16 protein-coding genes are annotated in these 18,672 nt (G+C 61.1%); 13 read left to right on the top strand and 3 right to left on the bottom strand.

What is annotated here, in order from left to right:
- Nucleotides 1–846: 846 nt before the first annotated feature.
- Complete coding sequence (locus RYL44_RS06015) at nucleotides 847–2,478, top strand: DUF5979 domain-containing protein (RefSeq protein WP_314975398.1); 1,632 nt, start codon at nucleotides 847–849, stop codon at nucleotides 2,476–2,478.
- A 242-nt stretch (nucleotides 2,479–2,720) separates the two neighbouring features.
- Here the strand turns inward: RYL44_RS06015 and RYL44_RS06020 are convergent, their stop codons facing one another.
- Both RYL44_RS06020 and RYL44_RS06025 read right to left on the bottom strand, forming a co-directional pair.
- Entirely contained in the window at nucleotides 2,721–4,481 is a 1,761-nt protein-coding gene (locus RYL44_RS06020) for a glycoside hydrolase family 13 protein (RefSeq protein ID WP_314975399.1), read from the bottom strand.
- Between the two features lie 4 nt (nucleotides 4,482–4,485).
- Nucleotides 4,486–5,166: a hypothetical protein gene (locus tag RYL44_RS06025; RefSeq protein WP_084795712.1), complete on the bottom strand. Its 681-nt coding sequence runs from the start codon at nucleotides 5,164–5,166 to the stop codon at nucleotides 4,486–4,488.
- Nucleotides 5,167–5,237: 71 nt separating this feature from the next.
- On the opposite strand from RYL44_RS06025, the gene RYL44_RS06030 reads away from it, so the two are divergent.
- The 12 genes from RYL44_RS06030 to RYL44_RS06085 all read left to right on the top strand — a co-directional run bounded on the left by RYL44_RS06030 (nucleotide 5,238) and on the right by RYL44_RS06085 (nucleotide 17,975).
- Nucleotides 5,238–6,515 (top strand): carboxylate--amine ligase, encoded by a 1,278-nt coding sequence (locus tag RYL44_RS06030; RefSeq protein ID WP_314768515.1) that lies wholly within the window; start codon nucleotides 5,238–5,240, stop codon nucleotides 6,513–6,515.
- A 105-nt stretch (nucleotides 6,516–6,620) separates the two neighbouring features.
- Nucleotides 6,621–7,646 (top strand): lipid II:glycine glycyltransferase FemX, encoded by a 1,026-nt coding sequence (locus RYL44_RS06035; RefSeq protein ID WP_314975400.1) that lies wholly within the window; start codon nucleotides 6,621–6,623, stop codon nucleotides 7,644–7,646.
- A gap of 71 nt (nucleotides 7,647–7,717) precedes the next feature.
- Nucleotides 7,718–9,751 (top strand): threonine--tRNA ligase, encoded by a 2,034-nt coding sequence (thrS, locus tag RYL44_RS06040; RefSeq protein WP_314975401.1) that lies wholly within the window; start codon nucleotides 7,718–7,720, stop codon nucleotides 9,749–9,751.
- Nucleotides 9,752–9,756: 5 nt separating this feature from the next.
- Nucleotides 9,757–10,332 carry an HIT family protein gene (locus RYL44_RS06045; RefSeq protein WP_314975405.1) on the top strand — a complete coding sequence of 192 codons (576 nt, stop codon included), beginning with the start codon at nucleotides 9,757–9,759 and terminating at the stop codon, nucleotides 10,330–10,332.
- The gene (gene pgsA, locus RYL44_RS06050) at nucleotides 10,332–10,958 is read left to right on the top strand and encodes a phosphatidylinositol phosphate synthase (protein ID WP_314768508.1); all 627 of its coding nucleotides are present in this window, start codon (nucleotides 10,332–10,334) and stop codon (nucleotides 10,956–10,958) included. Before RYL44_RS06045 ends, pgsA begins: the two co-directional genes overlap by 1 nt.
- On the top strand, nucleotides 10,955–11,881 hold the full coding sequence (locus RYL44_RS06055) for a phosphatidylinositol mannoside acyltransferase (protein WP_314768506.1): 927 nt from the start codon (nucleotides 10,955–10,957) through the stop codon (nucleotides 11,879–11,881). Before pgsA ends, RYL44_RS06055 begins: the two co-directional genes overlap by 4 nt.
- Entirely contained in the window at nucleotides 11,878–13,059 is a 1,182-nt protein-coding gene (locus RYL44_RS06060; protein WP_073983397.1) for a glycosyltransferase family 4 protein, read from the top strand. The genes RYL44_RS06055 and RYL44_RS06060 overlap by 4 nt, the downstream gene beginning before the upstream one ends.
- Nucleotides 13,056–13,679 (top strand): hypothetical protein, encoded by a 624-nt coding sequence (locus RYL44_RS06065; protein ID WP_073983396.1) that lies wholly within the window; start codon nucleotides 13,056–13,058, stop codon nucleotides 13,677–13,679. The genes RYL44_RS06060 and RYL44_RS06065 overlap by 4 nt, the downstream gene beginning before the upstream one ends.
- The gene (locus tag RYL44_RS06070) at nucleotides 13,645–14,976 is read left to right on the top strand and encodes a PrsW family intramembrane metalloprotease (RefSeq protein ID WP_276738684.1); all 1,332 of its coding nucleotides are present in this window, start codon (nucleotides 13,645–13,647) and stop codon (nucleotides 14,974–14,976) included. The genes RYL44_RS06065 and RYL44_RS06070 overlap by 35 nt, the downstream gene beginning before the upstream one ends.
- Nucleotides 14,977–15,347: 371 nt before the next feature.
- Nucleotides 15,348–16,532 carry a PrsW family intramembrane metalloprotease gene (locus RYL44_RS06075; RefSeq protein WP_276738686.1) on the top strand — a complete coding sequence of 395 codons (1,185 nt, stop codon included), beginning with the start codon at nucleotides 15,348–15,350 and terminating at the stop codon, nucleotides 16,530–16,532.
- A gap of 70 nt (nucleotides 16,533–16,602) precedes the next feature.
- The gene (locus tag RYL44_RS06080) at nucleotides 16,603–17,451 is read left to right on the top strand and encodes a PrsW family intramembrane metalloprotease (protein WP_073983393.1); all 849 of its coding nucleotides are present in this window, start codon (nucleotides 16,603–16,605) and stop codon (nucleotides 17,449–17,451) included.
- Entirely contained in the window at nucleotides 17,448–17,975 is a 528-nt protein-coding gene (locus RYL44_RS06085) for an NUDIX hydrolase (protein WP_073983392.1), read from the top strand. Before RYL44_RS06080 ends, RYL44_RS06085 begins: the two co-directional genes overlap by 4 nt.
- A 1-nt stretch (nucleotide 17,976) precedes the next feature.
- Here RYL44_RS06085 and serB read toward each other — a convergent pair whose 3' ends face one another.
- Entirely contained in the window at nucleotides 17,977–18,672 is a 696-nt protein-coding gene (gene serB, locus RYL44_RS06090; protein ID WP_314975406.1) for a phosphoserine phosphatase SerB, read from the bottom strand.

Raw genomic sequence — 18,672 nt, forward strand, 5'->3', positions numbered from 1 at the left:
GCGCGCTTCCTTCACACGGAAGAGGTCACTGGTTCGATCCCAGTATCGCCCACCAGGTAAGCCGGGTTACTGTGATCCGGCCTTTATTGTTTCGCACCCCTCTTTCGAGTTGTAGGACGCTACGTGTTGCTGGAGGAGTGACTTTTCGGCTTGTCGATGCGGGAAAATCGGTGTTTTGTTGGTTGTGATGCCTCATTAGGGGTGGCTTGTCGGCGTGTCGCGACTCTAATGGTGTCATTTCCCCATGGGATGGGGCTGGGGTGTGGTGGCGCTTCTGTCTGAAACTCGAGGTTCTTAGCCTGTTGTGGGCCGCAGCTCGGGGCGTGGCTCCCGAACGGATCCAATGGGTAGTAGTGGCAACCCATTCCGTCCTTGAGATGCGCGTCTAAGAGCTTGGGCTGTCATCTACCGTCCGAATGCTATCCGGTGGGTTATGCCCGTTCTGTTGCGTGTGCGCACCGGTATATAAGTGAACGCTCATCGCCATCTATACATGTTGGCCTTTAGGCAATTGATACCTGTGTGTGCGCCGTCCCTATTCATTGGTTTGTCAGTCTTCGGCAGTGTTGAACCATGCGGTAATAAAATGATCCCATATTATTTTAAAGCATGCGACTTCGTCTCTGTTAATTAGTGTTGTTAAAATTAGCGACACGCCGGAACAATAAAAGTTGACACATCCTGATTGATACTAATGAAACTGCGGTATATATGCCTTGTCGAAGTCAAAAAATATTGGTTACGGCGAACTCATTCTTCCTATTCTTGACCAAATTGCAGGACGGTGACATAGACTGGCAATGCATGAAGCGACATTGTCGCATATCCCGTTGACAGGAGTTATCTATGGTCGCCGTGAAGCGCCGTCATCTGGGCGCATACTTAGCAGCCGTTGCTTTGATACTGAGTTTTCTTGGCTTCACGCAATTCGTTGGCGCACGGGTTCCCGCTTACGCAGACGCTCCCGCATGTCCTGGCGCGGTGACGAATGTAAGCGATAAGGTCACGCTTGATTGGAACAATGCCCAGTTGGTCGACCAGAGCGACCACGAGATTCACTCGGTGGGCGACTGGTGGGACCTGGGTGTCAAGCTTCCCTGGAAGAGCACAGGACATGTCAAGGCAGGCGACTACTTCACCTATAACGCGAACGTTGTCAACCAAGCGAACGGCGAGTCGGTGCTACGTCCAAACGTCGCGCGCGCCTTCGATGTGGTCTCGCACGACAATATCGTGGTCGGTTGTGGTACCTGGGGTGCCGATGGCAATGTGACCGTCGTTTTCAACGACAGGGTTGAATCCGCTGCCCAGTGGTACGGTACGGTGACGACGCACGGTTTGGCGCAGTACAGCGGCCCCGGCGGCGAACACTACGTTGTGACGGTCGGCGGGAAGGTGACACGCAACCTCGAGATGACTCGCCGGACTCCTGGTGAAGCCCACTATCAGAAGGACGGATGGCTGAATCTGACAGAAAACGAAGACGGTGACGAGAATAAGGCAATCATGTGGCGAGTCATTGTGCCCGCCGGTGATGCCGCGGTCTCCGGTGCTTCGATCGTCGATGAGGTCCCCGCAGGTTCCCACTGGAGCTTCGACTGTAACACCGTCAACGATTACACGAAGACACACACCTACCTGGTGACCGACCCGACGACTTCCGACGGTCTGCGCCAGGTGAACGATACGTCGAACGGGGCCTTCGGTAACGCCGCCCAGATTGAGTGCACCTCCACGAAAGTCACTGTCACGCTCGCCGAAATCCCCGCCAACCAGTCGGCAATTATTCTGCTTCCTGCTCGCGTCGAGGGTGCGAAGCGTGCAGGAGACGTCCTTGGTGAATTCGCCAACACAGTGACGTTCAACGTTCCCGGTAAGACTGTTGAACCCGTCAGGAAGGTCCTGCGTTACGGTGCGACCGCAGACGCTTACGCGCATCAGACGTTCTCCGTGACCAAGAAAGTCGAGGGCGATCTTCCCGAATCAGCCAAGGATCTCGACTACACCCTGGTCATCACTCTGAAGAACGTCGCCGACCCGTCCGTGGATAAGACCTTTGAGACAACCATCAAGGCGGGGGAGACGTACAGTTACCCAGAGTCCCTACCTCTGGGAACCGTCGTTACCGTCACCGAGGGTGATCTGCCCGCGTCCGCTGAGATCACGTGGAACGACGCGGCCAGCCGAGTCTTCGAAACTGCTGACGGTGTTACGCTCGCAGCCGACAATCGTGAGGCGACGTTCACTCTGAGCGACGACCACGTCTATTCACTGACGTTGACGAATACACTCGCTCCTACCCCGACCCCCACGCCTTCGGCCACCCCGTCGAGTCCTGCGCCAACGCCTTCGGTTTCGCCGTCGCCCGCACCCAAGCTTGCAACGACAGGTGCCGACGCGTCAGGACTGGGTGCTCTGGCGGGAATCATCGCGATTGTCGGCCTGTCGTTCATAGCGGCCAAGCGTCATCGCGGCTGAACTGAAAGCACCGGATTAACGACCGCCTCACCGTGGGTGGGAGGAACGATGTTCCTCCCACCCACGGTCGTTGATAGAACCGATAAAGGTGCGAGCGCAGACATCGCGACTATGGCAGCGGACGCCACAGCGGACACGACCGCAGAACGATAAGAAAGCGGGAGGGAACTCGAACGGTTTGGTGCAGGTAGAATCGTTCTGGCACAACAAATCGCCGACCGTGCGGTGCACACGCAAGGGTCCTAGCGTGAACTCACGTAGACCCGGGCCTCCCACGGGGCAAGAACAGAAGCAGGGGATGGGTCGTGTTCGGCACAGCCCGAAGAACCGTCTCTGACTTCCTCTGTAGCGTTGCTCAAGTACAGGTTCCAGCGAGAAGCGCAGTAGGCCTCGTCCTGGAGGGTACGAGCAGGAGTGAGGGCGCGCCCCGACAGATTAACCACGACGAGAACGGCGCTGCCCTCACACGCGCGCATGTACGCGAAGATCGCGGGTGAGCCAGCGTCGATCCGTTCAAAGGACCCGAAAGTAAGAGCCGGGATGCGATGGCGTGCCTCGATGAGCGCACGGTAATAAGCGAGGACGGAAGAAGGATCGTGGAGCTGAGCGTCAACGTTGATGCGTGACGCCGAGGTCGGCACGTCGATCCACGGTATTCCCGACGTGAAGCCTGCGTTCGGTGAATCACCCCACTGCATGGGGGTGCGCCCGTTGTCACGCGAGATGGCAGCTAAACCAGCCGGGACGAGGGTGGAACCACTCGCACGCAGGTAGTTGAGTGATTCAACATCCCGGAAATCGCTCGCCCGCGTGAAGCACCCGCCGAGCATACCGATCTCCTGGCCCTGGTAGATGAAAGGGGTGCCGCGCTGAAGAAAGTAGGCGGTGGCGAGAGCAGTCGCGGATTCGAACCAGAAAGCATCGGGATCCCCGAAGCGGGTCACCGCGCGTGGCTGATCATGGTTCTCCACGTACAGGGCGTTCCATCCTCGATCTGCGAGAGTCTCTTGCCAGCGTGTCAGAACATCGGCTAGCTCTCCTTCGGCAAGGGGGCGTGGCGAGAACTTACCGGCCTCCTGGCCGAGGTTGACGTGCTCGAACTGAATCAGCATGTTGAACTCTCGCCGAGCGGGATCGCAGAACAAGAGCGCAGATTCAGGTGACGCGTTGGACGCCTCACCGACCGTAAACGATCCGGGATGCAGGGCAAAAGTGCGCTCGTGCATCTCCTGAAGAAACTCATGTAGGCGCGGGCCGTCCGCGAAACACTCGTGTCCCACACCGAACGGCGCCCGGGCGGGTCCGCCGTCGGGCAATCCTGGGAACTTCGAGATGACGTCGATCGCATCGACACGGAAACCATCCACGCCCCGATCCAGCCACCAGTTCATCATGTCGTACACAGCGTCGCGGACCTGGGGATTCTCCCAGTTCAGGTCAGGCTGCTCGCGTGCAAACAAATGAAGATAGTACTGGCCCGACGCTGGATCGTACTCCCACGCGGGACCACCGAAAAAAGACTCCCAGTTGTTGGGCTCAGCACCCGCGGAGCCAGGGACTGTGCCGGGTCTGGGGTCGCGCCAGTAGTACCAGTCGCGACGCGGTGAGTCGATTCCTGAGGCGGACTGCACGAACCACGGATGCTCCACCGAGGTGTGGTTCACTACCAGATCCATGACGACACGTATACCGAGTTCGTGAGCGTGGCTTACAAGGGCATCAAAAGTGGTGAGGTCGCCGAACAGCGGATCGATGTCGCGGTAGTCGGAGATGTCATACCCGTTGTCCGCCTGAGGTGAGCGGTAGATGGGCGAAATCCAGACGATGTCGATGCCGAGGTCCGCCAGGTAATCGAGGCGGCGATCAATCCCCTCCAGGTCGCCGACCCCGTCCCCGTTCATGTCCTGGAAAGAACGCGGATAGATCTGGTACAGGATGGCGTTCATCCACCATGGGTCCGCGTGGACCCTGGCGGCGGGTAAGAGGCTGGGTCGGACAATCATGGGGTTACTTCGCGCTGATGAACGCCCAGGCTTCGTACAGTTTGCTGTCGGTGTGGTAGACGACTGTGCAGGTGAAGTTGTACGTGCCCGTCTTCCCAGTCGTCAGGTATGTGCCGGTCAGGGTGCCGTCCACGGTGTACTGGGGCAAGCCATCGCTATTCGTGCCGTACCTCTTAACCGTGCGCTCTGTGATGTATCCGTTGGAAATTGACTGGCCCAGCGCGGCCTTGCACTCGTTCATAACGCCCGTTTCTTCGGAGGATGTGAGGCCGGTGCCAGAGGAACTTGTTGCCGTCGGACGAGGGCTGGATGTCGATGTCGAGCGCGGGCTGGGTGTTGTTGAAGGCTGGGGGTTTTGCGTGGGGGAGTAGGTTGAGGTGGGTGAGGGAGAGGAAGAACGGTCCCCGGCGGAGCGTTCCTCCGTGGCGGCTGAGAATATTCCCATGACGACGATGCCGCCGATAAGGGTGATGACAAACACTCCTGCGATGATTGCTGCGATGAGGCCGCCGTTGGATTTGTTGGGTGTGCGGCCCATTGGTTGGCCGCCGTACGGCCCCTGTGCGGGCGTCGCGGCCCCAAAGCCCTGCGGTGCACCCTGCTGGTAGCCGGACTGTGGGGGGAGGCCACTCACCTGCTGGTTGGGGAAGGGCTGCTGGTTGTTAGGGGGGAAAGGGGTGCTCATACGCTACTTTCGTGGTGGTGAGTCAGGTCTCAGGGATCGTTCTGTATCCTACCAGGCGCTAGGCTGGGGGCATGACAATCGACTACTTGACGCGGCCTCGCCCGCTCACTCCCCGTCAAGACATCCTCCCCGTCATCATCGGTGGAGACTTCGGGGTCTACGGTATTGGGCGTTGTTTCAACGAGGCCTTTGGGTGTCGCTGCATCTGCGTGGGGTCGCAGCCCACCGATTCGATCACACGGTCACACTTTTTTGATGTCCACCACGTGAGCGCTCACGCGACCGATGCTCAGTTGCTTGACACTCTCATGACGATCGCGGGGTGTCACCCCGACAAGAAGCTCATCCTGATGGCGAACCACGACATTTTCTCTGCGTTCGTGGCGCGCAACATGGATGCACTCTCGCGTCACTACGCGCTGCCCTTCCCCAGCGAGGAAGTCATGAATCGGCTCACGGATAAGGCGGAGTTCGCGCGCGCCTGCGAGCGGGCGGGTATCGATACGCCGCGCACAGTCGTCGTCGATTTCTCGCACGCGTTGGACGAGGCCTGGGTTGGCCCGGAGATTCCCTTTGCTTTCCCTGTGGTCGCCAAGCCCGCCAACGGCGAGCCCTACGACGTCCTCGAATTCGAGGGCAAACGCAAGATCTGGTTCATCGACACGCCCGACGAGCTCGCCCAGCTGTGGGAGACCCTCAAGGCTTCGGGGTTCCGGGACACCTTCCTGGTTCAGGAACTGATCCCCGGCGACAACACCGCGATGCGTTCAATCACCGCCTACGTGGACTCCCGCGGTGAGGTCACTCTCATTGGCTCTGCCCGTGTGCTCCTAGAGGATCACGCCCCGACGATGATTGGTAACCCCGTTGCCATGATCACCGAGGATTTCCCCTCACTGTGGGAGGACGCCTGCACGCTGCTTACCGAAAACGGCTACCGCGGATTTGCAAACTTCGATGTCAAGATCGATCCGCGTGACGGTCGTGCCGTCTTCTTCGAGGTTAACCCGCGCATCGGACGCAACAACTGGTACATGGCAGCCGCGGGCGCAAATCCTATGATTCCCATGGTCGCCGACCTCATCGACGGTCAAGCCTGCGAGCAAACACAAGCGAAGGACGAGATCCTATACACGATGGTTCCCGACTCCCTCCTGCTCCGTTACATCACTGACACGCAGTTGCGTGCACGCGTGAAGCGCATTATCCGCGAGGGGCGCCGCTTCGACCTACTCCTCAATCCCACCGAGAAGGATCTGCGCCGCAACATCACCGTATGGCTTCAAAAGCAGAACCATCGGCGTAAGTTCGCGCGCTTCTATCCTGAGCCGACCCAAACCTCGTACTGACCGAGCTTGGCCCCCTCACTCGGCCTCGGCCTCGTCGATGGGGGAACGGCCCCTGCTAAACTGGCCTGCGACACGCGACCGTACGTTTCGACTAACGAGGACACCATGACGACCACCTCTCTCGTGCCTATCTCCCAAGAAGACAAAATCGCCGCAGTCTCGGGTTTCCAGGACCGTTCCCTGCCCATCGAACAGGCCTGCGTGTGGGAGGCTTTCGAAAAGTCCCAGGGGCACGGTGTGTGGGGACGGTACGCATGGTGCGAGGACGACACCAAGGTCGCTTTCATCACCCTCTACAAGTACGCGGTGCGAGGCGTGCATTACCTGTGGGCCAAGTGGGGACCCACATGGGTCAAGGAAGCGACCCCCGAACGTGAGGCCGCATTGCGCGCGGACCTGCTGCGCGAGATCAAGAAGCGGGACAAGTCCGTCGTCTTCGTGCGCCTGCACGCCATCTACCAGCACCCGGATCTGGTGATGCCCCTGCAGACCATCTCCTACGACCGAACCGTCGTCATTGATACCTCCGGCAAGACCGAGGAGGCGATCCTCGCGGCAATGCCGAAGTCCGGCAAGCGCTCCATCCGTTCCGGCCTGAAGAAAGGCAAAGCGGAAGGGATCACCTTCCACGAGGACACGGCGAACGCCACTGATGTCATCGACGAGTACTATGCGGTGATGGAGGAGACCGCCGAGCGCGACGGTTTCCGTCCTCACCCCAAGGCCTACTACATGAGCCTGCTCACAACTCTGGGTCCCAAGCATGCGCGTATTTTCTCCATGCGTGATGCTGACGGAAACATCCTGTGCTGGGACTTCTGCTTGGTCGAGGGTATTCGTGCGCAGGCCGAGTACGGCGCCTCCACCGAGGCCGGTCGTCGCCTGCGCCAACCCCCGGTCCTGGATTTCCTGGCCGCCGAGTTCCTGGCCCGCGACGGCGTGCGCGAATTCGACCTAATGGGTGCCCACTCCCCGCGCTGTCCCGACCTCTACAGCGTCGGCAAGTACAAGAGCGCTTTCGCCTCTCATTTCACAGACGTGCCCGGCGGCTGGGATATGCCCGTCAAAAAGAGCATCTATCGTGCGCTGAGCGCGGCGAAAGCCATCAAGGACTGGCGCGCCCGCTCCTGAATCGCCCGCCCCCGGGCGTTAGAATCCCTCTAGCACCTAACTGCATCGACCGTATCGACCAAGGAGACACTGTGCCCGACATCTCGCTCGTCATCGACGGAGAAAACCAGACCGTACCGGCGGGGACCACGGGCACCACGTGGTTCGAGAAGTCGCGTGAGGTCGTTGCCATCAAGATCGACGGCATCCCGCGCGACCTCGCGACCCCCTTCGAAGAGGGCACGACCGTCGAGGCCATCACACTGGACAGCGAGGATGGCTTGAACATCCTGCGTCATAGCGCAACCCACGTGCTCGCCCAGGCCGTTCAGGATGTCTTCCCCGACGTCAACCTTGGCATCGGTCCGTTCATCACAGACGGCTTCTACTACGACTTCGGCAATATTGACGCGGTTACCCCCGAGCTGCTGCGTGAACTCGAAAAGCGCATGAAGCGCATCGTCAAGGAAGGGCAGCGCTTCGTGCGCCGTGAGGTCTCCGAGGACGAGGCCGTCGTTGAGTTGGCCGAGCAGCCCTACAAGCTCGAACTCGTGACCACGAAAGGCAAGGGCGCGGAGGGCGCCTCCGTCGAGGTTGGCGGCGCAACTCTGACCATGTACGACAACGTCCGCCGCGACGGCTCCGTCGCCTGGAAGGACCTGTGCCGCGGCCCCCACCTGCCCTCCACCAAGCTGATCGGCAACGGCTTTGCGCTGACCAAGGCCTCGGCCGCCTACTGGAAGGGCGACCAGTCGAACGACCAGCTCCAGCGCATCTACGGCACCGCCTGGGCCTCCAAGGAGGACCTCGTCGCCTACCAGGAGCGCATCAAGGAAGCCGAGCGCCGCGACCACCGCCGCCTCGGAGTCGAGCTGGACCTGTACTCCTTCCCCGAGGAGATCGGCCCCGGCCTGGTCATCTTCCACCCCAAGGGCGGCATCCTGCGCCACGAGATCGAGTCCTACGTGACCGACCGTCATAAGCAGGCAGGCTTCGACTTCGTCCACACCCCCGAGATCTCCAAGGGCGGTCTGTTCCACACGTCGGGCCACCTGCCCTACTACGCGGACACGATGTTCCCACCCATGCTCGTTGACGAGGAACGCGACGAGGACGGCAACGTGACCAAGGCAGGCCAGGAGTACTACCTCAAGGCCATGAACTGCCCGATGCATAACCTCATCTTCCGTTCGCGCGGCCGCTCCTACCGCGAGCTGCCTCTGCGCTTCTACGAGCTGGGCCACGACTACCGCTACGAGAAGAGCGGCGTCGTGCACGGCCTAACCCGCATGCGCGGCTTCACGCAGGACGATTCGCACACCTACTGCACGCCTGAGCAGGCCTCCGAGGAAATTCGCACGCAGATCGAGTTTTTCCTCTCCATCCTCTCCGCCTTCGGCCTCAAAGACTTCTACCTGGAGCTGTCCACGCGCGACGAGGACGGCAAGAAGAAGGACAAGTTCATCGGCTCGGACCAGGACTGGGCGGCCGCCACCAAGGCGCTTGAGGACGCCTGCGCGGCCACCGGCCTGGACCTCGTGCCCGATCCGGGCGGCGCCGCCTTCTACGGCCCGAAGGTCTCCGTCCAGGTCAAGGACGCGATCGGCCGCACCTGGCAGATGTCGACGATCCAGTACGACTTCAACCAGCCCGAGCGCTTCGACCTGGAGTACACGGCCGCCGACGGCACTCGTCAGCGCCCCGTCATGATCCACTCCGCGAAGCTGGGTTCCGTCGAGCGCTTCATCGGTGTTCTCACCGAGCACTACGCGGGCGCGTTCCCGGCGTGGCTCTCGCCCGTCCAGGTCCGCCTCATCCCCGTCGCCGAGGCCTTCGACGGCTACGTCAAGGACGTCGCCGCGAAACTGCGTGAGCGCGGCGTGCGCGTCGAGACCGACCTGTCCGACGATCGCTTCGGCAAGAAGATCCGCAACGCGTCCAAGGACAAGATCCCCTTCACGCTCATCGCCGGTGGCGAGGACGTCGAGGCCGGGGCCGTGTCCTTCCGCCTGCGCGACGGCTCGCAGCACAACGGCATTGCCGTCGACCGCGCCGTCGAGCTGATCGCCGCGCACATTGAGCAGCGCAACAACGCGGACCAGATCGACGGCCTCGACGAGGCGTGAACGACATGACGGAGCAGGGCACGCCCCACCAACCGTTGCCCACCGAGGACGCCCGCGGGTTCGCGGGCGTCCCGGACGGCTTCTCTCGCTTCTGGACCCCCTACCGGATGGCCTACATCCACGGGGAGGGCAAACCCGCCGACGCGAGTGACCGCACGTGTCCTTTCTGCGCCGCGCCCGGTAAGGCCGACGACGATGGACTCATCGTTCACCGAGGCGCCACGTGCTTCGTGCTCATGAACCTCTTCCCATACAACTCTGGTCACTTGCTCGTGTGTCCATATCGACACGTTTCTGATTACACGGAGCTGTCTGCCCCGGAGCGCATCGAGCTGGGGGAGCTAACGGCAACCGCGATGCGAGTGACACGCGAGGTTGCCGCCCCGCACGGCTTCAATCTGGGTATGAACCAGGGCGAGGTGGCGGGGGCAGGAATCGCCGCTCACCTGCATCAGCACATCGTGCCCCGGTGGGCGGGGGATGCCAATTTTCTGCCCATCATTGCGCGCACGAAGGCGGTGCCGGAACTCTTGGAGGACGCGCGCGCCCGCCTTGCCGCCGCCTGGCCGAAGGAGAAGTGATGCTTGGTAATCACGGACGGTCGATCACCAAGGCGGTCTTTACCCCGCTCGCTCGTGTTCTCGCTCGACTCGGCGTGACACCGAACATGGTGACAGTGGCTGGAACTGTTGCCTCCGTGGCGGTGGCGGTCATCTGCATCCCGCAGGGGTGGATCTGGCAGGGTGGTATCGCCCTGGCGCTCGTGATGTTCGGCGATTCGGTCGACGGAACGCTAGCGCGGATGACGACCGGCGGAACGCGCTTCGGTGCCTTCCTGGATTCGACGCTCGACCGCCTCGCCGACGGCGCGGTTTTCGGTTCGCTCACGGCTTTCGCGGTCTTCCGGATGAATGAGTCTCCAGTGCGTACGTGGGTGATTGTCGCTGGGATCTGCTCGATCATTGGCGCGGCAGCCGTCCCCTACGCGCGCGCCCGAGCGGAGTCCGTCGGCGTGGTCGCGAAGCTGGGAATCGCGGAACGGACAGACCGTCTGATTGTTGGAATGGGGTCGGCGATCGTCATGAGTGTGGGCGCGCCCGCGTGGGTGTTGGCTCTTGGCCTGACGTGGGTTGCGTTTGCGTCTTTCATTACTGTCTGCCAGCGCATCTGGTTCACCGCGCGTCACATCGACGAGGGAGCGCAGTGACCTTTTCGCCCCTGTCGATCGCTTTTGCACTGGCGCCCCGCCTGCCCCTGCGTGCCGTGATGCGCCTCGCCCATGTTGGTGCCGGCGTGCTCGCGCGTCGTGGAGGAGAACCCATTGAGCGTTTGCGGGCGAATATGACACGCCTGACGGGCAGGGAGCCGTCACCAGAAGAACTCACCGCCGCGGTGCGTTCACACATCCGCAACTATGCCGAAGAGCTGATGCTGGGTTCGCGCAGGGGTTGTTCCTTGCTGGCGGGGGTGACCTTCGAAGGCTTTGACGAACTTGTCCGTGCGAGCGTCGACGGCCCAGTTGTCCTTGCCTTGGGACATTCGGGGAGTTGGGACCGTGCGGGCGCATGGGTGTGTGCGAACGGACGAACTATCGTCACGGTGGCTGAAAAGGTTGAGCCGCCCTCGCTCTTTGCGCGCTTCGTGGCCCTGCGTGAGGGCCTGGGCATGGAAGTTATTGGTGTGGGCAAGGGTGACTCTGTTTTTTCCGCCCTCGTTGAGCGTGTGCGCGCACGCAGCGTCATCGTGCCGCTCCTAGCAGATCGTGACATTTCTGGTTCCGGCATCGAGGTTGACCTGGGGACCCGGCGTGCGCTCGTCGCGGCCGGCCCTGCTGCTCTTGCGACAAAGCTGGGTCGCCCGCTCTTTGTTGCATGCATTACCTACGAGAACGAGAGTGCCACCGGAGCGGACGTGCGTGTTCGATGCGTTGGCCCGGTGACCGTCCCCGACGAACTCGGCGCAGGTGTCAACCGCGTGGAGGCGCTGACGGCGGCGTGGGTTCGCGAGTTTGCTGCCATGATGGCCAATAAACCTCAGGATTGGCACATGATGCAGCGAGTGTTCGTGGAGGACCTGGATCCGCAACGCTTGGCACGCGCCCGCGCGCAGCACGAGAGGAAGAATCGGTGAAGATTGGAATCGTGAATCCCTATTCGTGGGATGTACCCGGGGGAGTGGGTTTCCACATTCGTGATCTGGCGTTGAAGTTCCGTTCGCGTGGACACGACGTGCGTGTGTTGACTCCTTCGACGTCGTCGGACTTACCCGAGTGGATCACGTCAGCGGGTTCGTCGGTGTCGATTCCCTTCAACGGTTCGGTCGCCAACATTTCGGTGAAGCCGACGACGCTGAAACGAACGCGCCGCTGGCTGGCTGACAATGACTTCGATGTTGTCCACGTGCATGAGCCGGTTGTTCCATCCGTATCAATGGCGGCGGCGATGCTATCGAGCGCGCCGCTGGTGGGCACCTTCCACGCTGCGCTGGGTCGTTCGGTCTCCCGTACTCTTGCGTCGGCACCGATGCGCCTGTACATGGAACGTATCGGAGTGCGCATCGCAGTATCTGAGGAGGCGCGCCGCACCCTCATTGAGCATCACGGCGGTGACGCGGTCATTATTCCCAACGGTGTTGAAACGGCTGCGTTTCGCGCCGCGCAGCCTCTTCCCCGATGGCAGGCCCGCGAGGGCAGTCCGGTTGTTGTGTTTCTGGGGCGCCTTGACGAACCTCGTAAGGGCTTGGGGGTCTTCACCGGCGCAATCGGGCCTGTTCTGGAGCATTTCCCGGGTGCCCGTTTCCTGATCGCGGGCAGGGGAGACGCTCCCGAGATTCGCGCCGCTGTGGCGCGTTTTGGTGAGTCTGTGTCCTTTCTCGGTGGAATCAGCGACGAGGAGAAGGAGTCATTGCTGGCTGGCGCGAGCGTGTACGTCGCCCCTCAGACGGGAGGGGAGTCCTTCGGAATTGTGCTGGTCGAGGCTATGGCTGCTCGCACAGCGGTGATCGCTTCCGACATTCCCGCTTTCCGAGCTGTCCTGGAGGATGGTCGCGCGGGTGTGCTCTTTGAGACAGGCAGCTGCGAGTCGCTCGCCGCGGCACTCAACGACCTTTTGGAGGATCGGGATCGGCTCGATGCGCTGTCGGAGGCTGGGCAGCGTTCCTCCGCGCAATACGATTGGGAGGTCGTGGCGGATAAGGTTTTTGAGGTCTACAAGCTCGCTATCGACATGGGTAGTCCTGCTGAATCAGGTTCTCGTCGTCCACTTGATTTGATCCGGGGACGGCGGGAGCGAGAGGAGGAGTCCCTGTGATTTTAATGTCGCCTTGGGCGCTCCTGGCAGCAGTGCTCGCTGTCATTGCGCTCGCTATTGTTGTCGCTGCTGCCGTCAGTCGGGCGCGTCGGCTCGATCGGCTTCATCAACGGATCATCGCGTCGCGTGACGCGCTGTCGCGCCTGTTGTTGCGTCGCGCCTCCGAGGCCTCGCTTCTCGCTCAGACGGCGCCTTTCGTCGCGGGAGAGGCGGATATGATGCGCGACATTGCGCGCGCATGCATCCACGATGACGGGGATCAGCTTACGACTGACGGACTTGATCGTCGGACGAGCGGGAGCCGTCAGGGCGATCGGGTGAAGGTCGCTGCTCGGCTTGAGCGTGCTTCCAGTTTGTCGCGTTCCATCAGGGACACGCTTACCCCCGCTGTTCGTGCCCGGCTTGCGACCGATCCGCAGGCTGTCGGGCGTCTTAATGCCCTTGATGCAACCTGCTACCGAATAGAACTAACTCGAAACGTGCATAACGTGGACGTATCAAGTGTGCGCGCCCTTCGTTCCGCACGAATGGTAAAATTGCTTCGGCTCGCCGGATACGCTCCGGTTCCAGAGTCCATTGATTTTGATGACGACACACAAACTGGCGGACGGGGATACTGACATGCAGACCACCCACTGGGGCGGGCCAGGAGAGGACTATCGCCTGCGCAAGATAAGTGCGGCAGCCATTAGTGACAATAATGGCATCGGGGCACCCGCTCCTGACGATGCGGCACCTGTCTGGCAGCCACCGAAGGCGATTCATTCCTTCCCGTGGCTCGAAATGGTGCTCACCGTTGTCGGTGTTCTTGGTCTCATTGGCTTGACCTTCTACATGCTCAGCCCGGCAGCGTCGGGATACTTCGCGCTCGTCAAGACGACGCTACTCGCGCTCATTCCACTTGCCATCGTCGTCGGATTCCTCATCCGCATTGACCGGTGGGAGCCCGAACCGTGGAAGACTAAACTCACGATGTTCCTCTGGGGCGCCGGTGTCGCGACCCTGTCAGCCGGCATCCTCAATACAGCGTTGCACGTGAACATCGCCTACACCACGGGCGATGCTCAATCGGCCTCGGCAATATCTGCGACCTTCGTTGCCCCCCTCGTCGAGGAAACCCTTAAGGCGATCGGCGTGCTGATCGTCGTCGTTGTGCGTCGCACCAGCATTAACTCCGTTCTTGACGGCGTGGTCTATGCAGGATTTTCGGCAGCGGGCTTTATGTTCACTGAGGACATTCTCTACTTCCTGCGCGGCGAGGCCGAAGGCACAGCGAGCCTCATCGTGCTCGTCGTTATGCGCGGCGTTTTCAGTCCCTTCCTGCACGTCATGGCAACCTCGATGACCGGCATCGGTTTAGCCCTGGCTCTGCTGAAGTTCAAGCGCGGCTGGTCTAAGGCCGGAATTGTCGTGGTCTTCTGGACCTTAGCCATGCTCATCCACCTCCTGTGGAACGGCAGCGCCTCCTTCGGCGGCGGATGGTTCATTATCCTGTATTTTGTTGTGCAAGTGCCGTGCTTTATCGTATGGTCGGTCCTACTCTTGCGTGCGACACGCAAAGAAGCAGACAAGATTCGCAAGGGCTTGGTTCCCTACGTTCGTACCGGCTGGGTCCTTCCCGGAGAGGTTACGATGGCGACGGATAGGCGCTCACGCAAGGCCGCCATGAAATGGGTTGCGCGCGGCGGGCGAGACGCCAAGAAGGCAATGCGTTCATTCCTGTCGGATCTGGCGTCGCTCGGACTCGACCAACATATTATGGCCAAGCACGGACCTGATCCGGCCCGCATCGATAATGACCGTCAGATGCTGGCGGATGCAGCCGAGAACCGGCGTGAATTCCTGCGCCTGACGTCCATTGCCGCGCAACAGGACGACGTGACCAAGGCTGTGTCCTCGCGCTCAGCCGTTGCCTGACCGCAGGAAGTTCCACAGTGACAGACATTCCACAGTATCGCGTTCCTGCTCCGAGTGAACCCGCCATTCCCCAGCCGGGTGCTGCACGAAGCACGCCGATTCCCACTCCTTCCTCCGCGACGCAGCCTGCGTCGCCGGGAAAGGTGCCGTCTGGTCGGGCTGACTCAATCCCGCAGCCTGCCCCGGCCTCGGCCCCCACGCAGAACCCACATCGGACCCCAGCGGGGAACCGTTACGCCGCGTCGGGGCACAACAGTGCCGAAAGAACTGCCCAAGCGCACCCCTTCAACGGGGCTGGAAATCTAACAGGCGCGCCCGCCCCCGGGCAATTTACCCCGAGCTTCCGTTCATTTGTGCACGCAGCTCCAGCAATGCCCGGACCTGGCGCCGTTCAGTACCCGCAGGCTGCGCCGCAGGCGGCTCAGGTCTGGTCCGTGCCGGCGCTCAAGCGTCAACCGGTGCCCGTCTTCGAAGCGGTTGTGATCGGTGCGGGAGCGGCCCTCATGCTTCTCGGTGTCTTCGGTTTCATGGTGGCCAGCGGCCCGGTTCTAACCGTCTTCCTGGCGATCATGTGTATCGTTCCGCTCTCTATCGTCATCTCTTTCCTGCAGTTCATCGACCGTTTTGAGCCCGAACCGTGGTGGACGAAAATCGCCGCCTTCCTGTGGGGCGGGGGCGTTGCTGTCTTTTTTGCGGGCATGTTTAATGAGCTGTCCTTTATGTCTTTCGCTAACTTGTCGGGCAGTGACACCGCGGGTGCCGTCTTCCGCTCCGTGGTTGGCGCTCCCCTGGGTGAGGAACTTCTGAAAGCCCTCGGTGTCATCGCCATCGTCATGCTTCGGCGTAACAACGTTTCTTCGCCCGTCGATGGTTTGGTCTACGGTGGATTTTCTGCGGCTGGCTTCCTCGTCGTCGAGGACTTCACCTACTTTGTGAACTCAACATTCAACGGTACGCTCCCACAAACTTATTTCATCCGTGTTTTCCTCGGTGTTTTTGGGCACGTCATGTACACGAGCTGTACGGGTTGGGCAATCGGATGGGCTGTCACGCGTACGCGCTCGCTGGGCGTCGGATGCGGTGTCGTGACGCTTGGTTACCTGATCGGAGTGACCATGCATGGCACGTGGAACGGCTCCGCGGCGATCGTATCCTCCGATGGACAGTGGTTTGTCCTCTATGGAGTTATTCAGATTCCACTGTTTTGCGCGTGGCTTTGGTTCGTCGCATCGGCGCTCAAACGCGAGAGGCGTGACGCTGCAGCCGGCCTGATGCCCTACGTTCGGCAGGGGTGGATCATTCCCAGCGAGGTTCAGATGACCTGTGAGTCATCCTCGCGTCGTGCTGCTCTGGCATGGGTTTCTCGCGGTGGTCCGACAGCGAAGCGTGCGATGAAGGAGTTTATGCGTTCCCTCGCCTCCCTCGGTCTCAACCAGTTCATCATGAACGTGCGAGGGCCCGAAGCCAAACGAATCGATGCAACAAGGGAGACAGTTCAGCAGGCGACCGAGCATCGTGCCGTCTTCCAGCGGCTCATGGGCGTGCGCGTCCGCTAGCTGGCATGGTGCCCTCACAGCGCATTCATAGAGTAATGGGTCATACTGGTGCCAACAGAAAGGAAACCCTGTGACTCATGCTTTGTCATCCCGCGTCACTTCGCGGAAGCTGACCGTGTGTTCGATTCTGTTCATCAGTGTGAATGTTCTAGCAGCTGCCCATGAAGTGGTAGGCGGCGTCTATGGCGCGGTCGCCTCCACGGCGGGCCTCGCCGTGGGCGCTTCGTGCACGAGCGCTCTCGTCTGCATCCTGTTCCTCGCGTGGCTGGCACGCTTCACTCCATCGGTCTCTTCGTGGATCGCGGCGTTCAGTTGGGGCAGCGGTGGTGCACTCATTATTGCCGGCATCGGAAACGGAATGATCGACGCGGCTGTGGAGGCCACGTCGCTGGGCGAGGATGCCGCTGACGTTGTGACATCTGTTGTGACTGGACCCCTCGTCGAGGAAGCGGCGAAAGGCATCGGTGTGCTCATCATCATCCTCGCTGTCCGTCGTCTCTTGGAGCACCCTGCACAAGGTGCGGTGTTCGGAGCGCTCGTTGGCGCCGGTTTCGCATGGGGAGAGGATATTGGCTACTACGTGAGTGCTCTTGACCAGGGCATGAGCGGGTTGTGGGAGTCCTTCCTTGCTCGCGCTCTCCTCGGAGGGTACGGACACGCCGTTTACGCGGGAATTCTTGGCTGGGCACTTGCGTGGGCTTCGTTGCGCCGGCGAAACGTCCTCTCTGGCGTTCTCGTTGGAATCGGAGGGTATTTGGTGGCTGTCCTGGCTCACTCACAGGCTAATGCGGTGGGTTTCCTTGCCCCGGATGAGAACTGGAACCTCGTCTACGGCTGCGTCGAATTGCCTGTGCTCATCCTCGGCGTGGTACTTCTCGTCTGGGGAATGCGACGCCGACGAACTATTGTGGAGGCATGAGCGCACTCGATTGGCCAGTGGACGCGGACGGCTACCCTCACCGGGAAGCTGCCCGCGTCCTGTTATTCGACGGTGAGGGCAGGGTGCTGCTGGCGAAGGGACATGACGAGGACCAGCCTGAACGCTCATGGTGGTTCACGATCGGAGGAGGTATTGAGGCGGGTGAGGAACCCCGCGAGGCCGCCGTCCGTGAGGTCTATGAGGAAACCGGCTTACGCCTGGATGTGGATGATCTTCTCGGTCCTGTTCTGTATCGCCGTGCCCAGTTTGATTTCCTGGCCGTCACCGCGCGTCAGGATGAATGGTTCTTTATCGCTCGTGCTCCCTCAACAACCCTGAACGCTAACGGGTGGACTGATCTCGAACGCTCAGTTATCGACGCGCAAAAGTGGTGGGACATTGACGAGGCGGCAGCCAGCATTGACGGCGACGTCTACCCTGCGTGCATCCTCGACTGCGCCAGGCAATGGAAGCGCGGATGGGACGGCGAACTCCTCGAGCTGACCGATGCCCGCGAACCGTAGGCTATTGTGAGGCGGTGGACATGCCTAGTGGGGCGATCGTCAGAGACAGGTCAGGTACGTTAAGTTGGACGCCGACCTGCTCGCGTACTGCTGGTTTCGCGCAAAACGCGATACCGACACCGGCCTCGTTCATCATGGGGATGTCGTTGGCCCCATCGCCGATCGCAACCGTGCGCTCACGGGGGACACCGAGGGACGAGGCCCACTGACGTAGGCACTCCACCTTGACCTGGGCGGTGACGATGCGCCCGAGAACGCGGCCCGTCAAGACACCGTCGATCGCCTCTAAACGGTTAGCGGCGTAGAAGTCGATGCCGAGCGAAGCGGCGAGAGGAGCGACTACCTCTTCAAAGCCACCGGAGACGACGCCGAATTTTCCGCCCGCGCCATGCACGGCGTCAATCAATTCGCGCGCCCCTGGCGTCGGCGTGATTTGCGCCAGAACCTGGGTAAAAACCGTGGTTGGAACACCCGCGAGGGTCGCGACGCGCTTACGCAGCGACTGGGCGAAGTCAAGTTCGCCGTTCATGGCGCGCGCAGTAATCTCGGCGACTCGCTCGCGCGTGCCAGCGGCGTCTGCCAGCTCCTCAATGACTTCCTGAGTAATCAATGTCGAATCGACATCGGTAACGACGAGGCCGGGTGCCCCACTGCGTGACAGCAACGGAACACCCGGCTCGTCAAGAAGGCGAGTCAC

The sequence above is a fragment of the Actinomyces bouchesdurhonensis genome (assembly GCF_963540955.1).
GTDB lineage: Bacteria > Actinomycetota > Actinomycetes > Actinomycetales > Actinomycetaceae > Pauljensenia > Pauljensenia bouchesdurhonensis.